At 75.5% G+C, this 237-nt stretch carries 1 protein-coding gene; it reads right to left on the bottom strand.

What is annotated here, in order from left to right; genetic code table 11:
- Window positions 1-237: ATP-binding cassette domain-containing protein (locus tag DSP71_RS22035; RefSeq protein WP_113680705.1), on the bottom strand; the 237-nt coding region annotated here is incomplete at both ends.

Here is a 237-nt window from a genome sequence, read left to right as displayed (position 1 = left end):
CGCACGCCGATAGCGCGCGTCGTCGGCATCGCCGTCTTCCGTGGCCGCACCGAGCGCGAGGTTCTCCCGCACGGTCCCGTTCAGCACGAGGGGGCGCTGGGGGACGAGATGCACCCCGCCGACGGGTCCCGTCGGCGGGGCACCGTCCACGAGCACGCGGCCCGCGTGGGGGGCTTCGATCCCGGCCATCACCCGCAGCAGGGTCGACTTGCCGCTTCCGGTCGGCCCGCTGAGGCC

The sequence above is a fragment of the Microbacterium sp. H6 genome (assembly GCF_003314775.1).
GTDB classification, from domain to species: domain Bacteria; phylum Actinomycetota; class Actinomycetes; order Actinomycetales; family Microbacteriaceae; genus Microbacterium; species Microbacterium oxydans.
This window is presented reverse-complemented; position numbering and strand designations above follow the sequence as displayed.